8 protein-coding genes are annotated in these 6,786 nt (G+C 66.5%); 5 read left to right on the top strand and 3 right to left on the bottom strand.

What is annotated here, in order from left to right:
• On the bottom strand, positions 1–1,201 hold a 1,201-nt coding region (gene panC / locus BG35_RS0105135; protein ID WP_025781987.1), incomplete at its 3' end, for a pantoate--beta-alanine ligase.
• A gap of 29 nt (positions 1,202–1,230) precedes the next feature.
• Between panC and purM the strand changes: the two genes are divergently transcribed.
• The 3 genes from purM (at position 1,231) to BG35_RS0105120 (ending at position 3,436) form a co-directional block, all read left to right on the top strand.
• Positions 1,231–2,268 carry a phosphoribosylformylglycinamidine cyclo-ligase gene (purM, locus tag BG35_RS0105130; RefSeq protein WP_025781986.1) on the top strand — a complete coding sequence of 346 codons (1,038 nt, stop codon included), beginning with the start codon at positions 1,231–1,233 and terminating at the stop codon, positions 2,266–2,268.
• Positions 2,269–2,359: 91 nt separating this feature from the next.
• Entirely contained in the window at positions 2,360–2,980 is a 621-nt protein-coding gene (locus BG35_RS0105125) for a DUF8655 family protein (RefSeq protein WP_025781985.1), read from the top strand.
• A gap of 6 nt (positions 2,981–2,986) precedes the next feature.
• The gene (locus BG35_RS0105120) at positions 2,987–3,436 is read left to right on the top strand and encodes a secondary thiamine-phosphate synthase enzyme YjbQ (protein ID WP_025781984.1); all 450 of its coding nucleotides are present in this window, start codon (positions 2,987–2,989) and stop codon (positions 3,434–3,436) included.
• A 19-nt stretch (positions 3,437–3,455) separates the two neighbouring features.
• Here BG35_RS0105120 and BG35_RS0105115 read toward each other — a convergent pair whose 3' ends face one another.
• Both BG35_RS0105115 and BG35_RS0105110 read right to left on the bottom strand, forming a co-directional pair.
• Entirely contained in the window at positions 3,456–3,680 is a 225-nt protein-coding gene (locus BG35_RS0105115) for a hypothetical protein (protein ID WP_025781983.1), read from the bottom strand.
• 112 nt (positions 3,681–3,792) lie between these two features.
• Positions 3,793–4,941, bottom strand: a complete 1,149-nt coding sequence (locus tag BG35_RS0105110; RefSeq protein WP_161632540.1) for an NAD(P)/FAD-dependent oxidoreductase — start codon at positions 4,939–4,941, stop codon at positions 3,793–3,795.
• 143 nt (positions 4,942–5,084) lie between these two features.
• Between BG35_RS0105110 and BG35_RS0105105 the strand changes: the two genes are divergently transcribed.
• Positions 5,085–5,429: a hypothetical protein gene (locus BG35_RS0105105; protein WP_161632539.1), complete on the top strand. Its 345-nt coding sequence runs from the start codon at positions 5,085–5,087 to the stop codon at positions 5,427–5,429.
• 114 nt (positions 5,430–5,543) lie between these two features.
• The coding region (locus BG35_RS0105100) for an NADP-dependent isocitrate dehydrogenase (protein ID WP_025781980.1) at positions 5,544–6,786 on the top strand (1,243 nt) is incomplete at its 3' end.

Here is a 6,786-nt window from a genome sequence, read left to right as displayed (position 1 = left end):
GCTGTTGCCGGGTGAGCACCTGGCGCACCTCCGGCAGGGCCGCCACCCGGGGAACGGTGGCGGTGACATGGGGGAGGCGGATGGCGTCACTCACGTCCACCCCGTTGATGCGGATCACCTGCTGCCCATGGTCTCCCCAGGCGAGCCGCAACTCCATGGTCTCCAGAAGCTTTTGCAGGGCTTTCCCGGAGCCGATGGGCTGCCGGTTTTCCAGCACGAGCCAGGCGACGGCGCGGTACATGGCGCCGGTGTCCAGATGGAGAAGGCCCAGCCGCGCCGCCAACAGGCGGGTCACCGTGCTTTTCCCCGTTCCCGCCGGGCCGTCAATGGCGATGATGGGCTTGCGGCTCAGCAGGAACCTGTGATCCAGCAGGCGGGCCGGCCCCACGTGAACCGCCGCCGCCAACAGGGCCACACCATCCAGGCGCGGACAGGGCTGCAGGGTGAGGGGATGCACCAGTTGGGCATAGTCCACCCGCAGTCCGGCGGCCTCCAGGCGAGCCCGCACAAGCTGCTCCAGGACAGCGGCGCGGCGCTCACCGGCCTGCACAGCGGCCTCCGCGTCCTGCAGGGCCTGGGGCGCCAGGGCAGCCTGCCGCCGCTGCGCCGCGCCGAGGCGGCAATTCCTTGAGCTACAGGGGAGACCATCCTCTTCCCGCACCACCGGCACCGGCAGCAGACGGCAGCGCTTCTCCCGCAACGCAGGCAGGCACTGGCGCAACACCGTGAGCTGCTGCCAGTCCTTTTCCCCCATCACCACCAGGGCGGGTTGCACCCGCTCCAGGAGCCGCTCCATCACCATGAGCACCCCTTCAAAGTGGCCCGGCCGCCAGGGGCCGCAGAGGGTCCGGATCAGGGAAGGCTCAATCCGGGGCCTGCCGCCGCTGTCGGTGTGGTCCGGGTTGGCATCGTCGTAGACATGCTCCACCGCGGGAAACCAGACGGCATCTGCGCCGGCGGCGCCCGCCTGTTGAACGTCCCCGTCAGGGTGTCTCGGGTAGGTCGTAAAGTCTTCTCCCGCTGCAAACTGGGTGGGGTTGACGAACACGCTCACCAGAACCCGCGCCCCCGCCCCACAGGCAGCGCGGATAAGCCGCTGATGGCCGCCGTGCAGTCCACCCATGGTGGGGACAAAATGGACGGGGCCGCCGGCAGCGGCCAGCCATTGGTCCAACGCACTGTTGCTGTGCAGGATTACCACATCAAACCGGGACTTTGACAGGCTCTACCATGGACTATCGCGGCGCCGGTGTGGACATTGAGGCGGGCAACGCTTTTGTTGCCCGGATCCGCGCCATGGCGGCCAGCACGGGCCGTCCCGAAGTGGTGGGCAATCTGGGGGGCTTTGGCGGACTCTGCCGTGTGCCCACCGGTCTGCAACAGCCCCTGCTGGTGGCCGGGGCCGACGGGGTGGGCACCAAACTGGCCCTGGCACAGGACTGGGGCTGCCACCGGCAGGTGGGGATCGATCTGGTGGCCATGAGCGTGAACGACGTGATCACCAGCGGCGCCGATCCCCTGTTTTTTCTGGACTACATCGCCAGTGGCCGCCTGATCCAGGATGCCCTGGCGGCGGCGGTGGACGGCATGGCCTGGGCATGCCGCATCAGCGGCTGCGCCCTGCTGGGGGGAGAAACCGCAGAGATGCCCGGCTTCTATGGAGACGGCCGCTACGATCTGGCCGGTTTCTGCGTGGGGGTGGTGGATGCCCCGGCCCTGGTGGACGGACGCCAAATCCAACCGGGGGACCAGGTGATCGCCGTTGCCAGTTCAGGCCCCCACAGCAACGGTTTCAGCCTGATTCGACGGGTGTTGGATCATAGTGGCGTGGACCCCCATGCCCTGCGCCTGGATCCGGAGCACAACAGGAGCCTGGCCCAACAACTCATGGAGCCCACCCGTCTCTATGCCCCCCTGGTGCGCCAACTGCGCCAGCGGGACGTTCCCCTCCACGGGATGGTGCATATCACCGGCGGCGGCTTGCCCGGCAACCTGCCCCGTTGTCTTCCCGAAGACGCCCACCTGCACTTGGCGCTTGATGCGGACAGTTGGTCCGTTCCCCCCCTGTTCCGCTGGTTGCAGCAGCAGGGGGGGATACCGGAGGCCGACCTTTGGAGCACGTTCAATCTGGGGATCGGCTTTTGCCTGGTGGCGCCCCCCAACAGGGTGGATGATGCCCTGGCCTGCTGCCAGGATTGTGGCCAGCAGTCCTGGCGCCTTGGGGAGGTGCTGGCGGGGCGGGGACCCGTCAAGGGGCTGCCCTTCTGAGTCCCCGCCCGGCGGCGGTGCTTAAAACCGTCTTCTGTGGCAGAATTGAAGCGATGAACCGTGTTCATACATCCCCTAACCCCAGTTAACCGTGACGTCCAGCTTCCCCGCCAATCGCATCACCCGCCGGCGCAGTTCCGCCGGGTTGCCCAACCCCCAGCCTCCCAGTCTCCAGCCCCCCAGCCCCCCAGTCCCCAGTCTTCAGCCCCCCGCCAGCCGTCCCCAGGCGCGGCCGCCCCTGCGCACCATCGCCAGCCCGTCCCGGGCCCCCTTCCTCACCCTGAACGACCACGGCAGGGTCTATGTGGCGGATCTCCCCAAGCTGAGTGACGGTCAGTTGGCCAACCTGAGCCGGGAAGCCAGGGAGGTGTTCACCAGTCTGGAGCAGCGCATTGCCCAGTTGGAAGCGGACCTGGAGACCACGCCACGGGATGCGGTGATCCGTGCTTGCACCAAGCGGGACGTGACCGCCCGCTTCATGAAGGCCATTGAAGAAGAGCAGAACAGCCGGCGCACCAACCCCCAGTTGATGGCTGCAGCCGGTGAGTCCATCTCCCGCACCTTCATGGAAGTGGCGCGGCATCGGCTCCCGGGAGAGACCTTCGATTCCTTGCTGCAGGAGGCGGTGAGCCTCGTGAGTCAGCAGGAGGAAGGGCGGCAGCGGGAGCCGGAGCGCCTGCCCGTGGTGGTGTCCGACATGCCTTCCGCCTGAGCGCCCATGGCTCAACACCTGCAGCAGCTCAGCATCTCAACCTCCGGCCAAGGCTTCATCCACATCACCCCCAACGTTGCCGCTGTTCTTGCCGACAGTGGACTCGCACAAGGTCTGGTCTGCCTCAGTTGTCTCCACACCAGCGCCAGCCTCTGCATCAACGAAAACGCCGATCCCCACGTGCTTGCGGACCTGCTGGCCCATCTGGCCGCTCTCGCTCCCGGGGAAGGCGCCCGCTCCCTCAGTGGGCGCGGGGCTGTTCGCCCCTACCTCCACAGCAACGAAGGGCCTGACGACATGCCTGCCCATGTTCGCACCCTGCTCACCAACACCCACCTCAACCTCAGCTTTACCAAGGGGCGTCTGTTGCTGGGCCAGTGGCAGGGCATCTACCTCATGGAGCACCGCGCCAAGCCCCAGACACGGGTGGTGAGTGTTCACTGTGTGGGGGATTGACGGGGCGGCCCGGACAGGCTCATGCCTCCAGCAATCCTGTTTCCTGGAGAAAAGGGGCCAGCCAACCGGGGATGCCGTCCCGTTTCCACCTCCACCAGCGTCCCTGCCCCAGGTAGACGTCTTCTCCCGTCACGTAGGCCTTGGCCAACTCGGCCGAGGGGAGGTTGGCAAGACTATCTTCCCGGCTGGCGCGCCTTAGCCGCCGTGAAGCGAGGAGTCGAGAGGATGGTTGTCCTGGCGTCATGGGACAATCCCCATATTGAAGGACAAGGACAAGTCACCCTTGAAAGTAACTACTGGGGACAGGGATGCAAGGGCGTGTACAGCGCCGATTCAGACCCATCGACACATGGTTGTCAGGCGATCATCGATGGTCCTGAATCGTTCCCAGGCGGCCCTGGCCGGGCGTCTGGCGGCGGGAAACCCAGTTGCCGGGCGGTCCACGCGGCTGTGGCCGGCGCCAGGAGAATGCCGTTGCGGTAATGGCCACTGGTGAGCAGCAACCCCGGCGCCAGGGTTGTCAACAGTGGCGCCGGGCGGCCCACGGGCCTGGCCCGCACCCCCTGCCAGCGGCGCAACACCCGAGCCTGCCGTAGCCACGGAGGGGCTGCCCCGTCCAGTTGCAGCATCCGATCAAAGCAACGGGTCTGGCTCCGGTCACCGGGCTCGACGGTTGCCCCTATCCACAACTGCCGGGGCTGGGGACGAGGGATCAAGTGTACCCCCCGCCACACCACCGGCCCTGGCAAGCCCTGGGGCGGCAGCATGGGGCAGTGGAGTTCAGCCGCCTGGCCCAGCACGGGCAGCATGGGCCAGTTCAACCGGATGGCCGGATCCAGGGTCGCCAACAACGGGCCAGCGCCCAACCCTGTGCAAAGCGCCACGGCTGAGGCCGGAAGGGTTGCGGGGACGGCGGGATCAGCGGCTTGCAGTTGAAGGCGCCAGCTTCCACCGTCGGGCTTGAGGCCCGTCACCTGGGCGGGCCAGCGCTGGACACCCAGGCGCTTGGCATCCCCGGCCAGGGCCGCCAACAGCGGGGCGGGATCCAACTGGCCGTCCTGGGGCGACCAGAGACCACCCTGCAGATCGGCGGCCGCCAGGGTGGGCCAGGAGTCGAGCAGGTCGTCCCGGGTGCGCCAGGCCAGAGGGCAGCCCTCCCCTCGACGGTGGCGCGCCAGCGCCCGGAGCCGCTCCACCTCGTCGGGCTGGTGGCAGAGCACCGTAAGCCCCCATTGCCGGGGGACGGCCCCCAACATGGGCAACCACTGGCGCCACAGGGCAAGGGAGGTGCGCCGCAACCGCCAGCTTCGGCCACGGAGGCGCCGGCTGCAATGGCCCATCAACACCCCCAGGGCCGCCAGACTGCTGGACGGTGGCCCAGCGCCCTGGCCATGGGAAGGGGCAATCCACACCACCTGGGCGCCACAGCGGGCCAGCCACCAGGCCGTGACGCTGCCCACGCTTCCGGCCCCCACAACGGCAATCACGTCACGACCTATCGGCATGGGTTTAGATGCAACCATTTCCTGGCGCGCTCCAAGAAGGGAGAGCAGGTGTACCTTGAACGAGGCCACGCAACATGTCCATGAGGCTGCCTTGCTCCCGCGCCGTCGTTAGGCTCTTCCGGCTCATGGCGTCAGTGATCGTCATGGCTTTCATCCTCTTCCCTCTCCTGGCCGCTCCCGGCGCCGCCTATGCCTATGCCTATGGTGACGTCGGCCTTGACATCAACGAGGAGATCATCCAGGAAGTGATTGACCCCTGCTTTCTCGCCGTTGCCCACCAAACCAGGCGCAATGATCCTGACGTTTACAAGGGCATGAGCGATAATGACCTTCTCAGCGCCATGAGAGCGATGGGTCAAGATTCCCCGCTGACCATGGCCTCGGAGTTTGCCGACTCACTGAACCTTGAGCGCATGACCCGTAAGGAGCGTTTCCGGATCTATAAACTGGGTCGGGAGAGGTGCATCTCCAGAACCAAGGGGAACTGAACCCGTCTTACTCGCGGTTCCACAGGCGGTTTTACGTCTCCAAAACGGCGGGGCTTGGTGACCGGGGAATAGAGTTGCAGGATTCTTGCAGTCTTCATGTCCGCCAGCGCCGCCATGTCCGGTTTCACCAAGCTCACCCCGCCTCGGACGGGGAGCGCCATCCGCTTCGAGGCCGGGCGCCCCGTTGTCCCTGATGAGCCCGTTATTCCCTTCATTCGCGGGGACGGCACCGGCGTGGACATCTGGCCCGCCACCCGGCGGGTGCTGGACGCTGCCGTGCAGGCTGCCTACGGCGCCAGGCGTCGCATTCAGTGGTTCAAAATCTATGCCGGTGACGAGGCCTGTCAGGTCTACGGGGACCTGCAGTACCTGCCGGAGGACACCCTGAACGCCGTCCGTCAATACGGCATCGCCATCAAGGGACCCCTCACCACCCCGGTGGGGGGCGGCATCCGCTCCCTGAACGTGGCGTTGCGGCAACTGTTTGACCTGTACTGCTGTGTGCGTCCCTGCCGGTATTACCCAGGTACTCCCAGCCCCCACCGGCGCCCGGAGGAACTGGACGTGGTGGTGTATCGGGAGAATACGGAAGACATCTACATCGGTGTGGAGTGGGCCGCTGACGACCCGGTGGGTCAGAAATTGCTGCGCCACCTGAACGAGACGGTGATACCGGCCAGTAGCAAGCTGGGGAACCGCCAACTGCGCCCCGGCTCCGGCCTGGGCATCAAGCCGGTGAGCAAGGTGGGCACCCAGCGCCATGTGCGCCGCGCCATCCGCCATGCCCTGGGGCTGGAGGGGGGCAAACGCCATGTGACCCTGGTCCACAAGGGGAACATCATGAAGTTCACCGAGGGGGCCTTCCGGGACTGGGGGTACGAGTTGGCCACAACGGAGTTCCGCGCCGTGTGTGTCACGGAGCGGGAAAGCTGGGTGTTGGACAACCTGGCCAGGGATCCCGGCTTGTCGGTGGAAGACAATGCCCGCAAGATCGACCCCGGCTACGACAACCTCACCCCCGCCAAACAGCAGGCGGTCTGTGAAGAGGTGCGGGGCATCCTGGACAGCATCGGCGAATCCCACGGTCACGACCGCTGGCGCGGGATGGTGATGGTGGACGACCGCATTGCCGATAGCGTGTTCCAGCAGTTGCAAACCCGACCGGGGGAGTATTCGGTGCTGGCCACCCTCAACTTGAACGGGGACTACATCTCCGATGCCGCCGCGGCCATTGTGGGGGGCCTGGGCATGGCCCCCGGCGCCAACATTGGCGATAACGCAGCCATCTTCGAGGCCACCCACGGCACCGCCCCCAAACACGCCGGTCTGGATCGCATCAATCCCGGCTCCCTGATCC

This window comes from Candidatus Synechococcus spongiarum SH4 (assembly GCF_000586015.1).
Lineage (GTDB): Bacteria > Cyanobacteriota > Cyanobacteriia > PCC-6307 > Cyanobiaceae > Synechococcus_B > Synechococcus_B spongiarum_F.
Note: the sequence above shows the minus strand (reverse complement) of the source record. Positions and strands in the feature narration are given on the sequence as shown.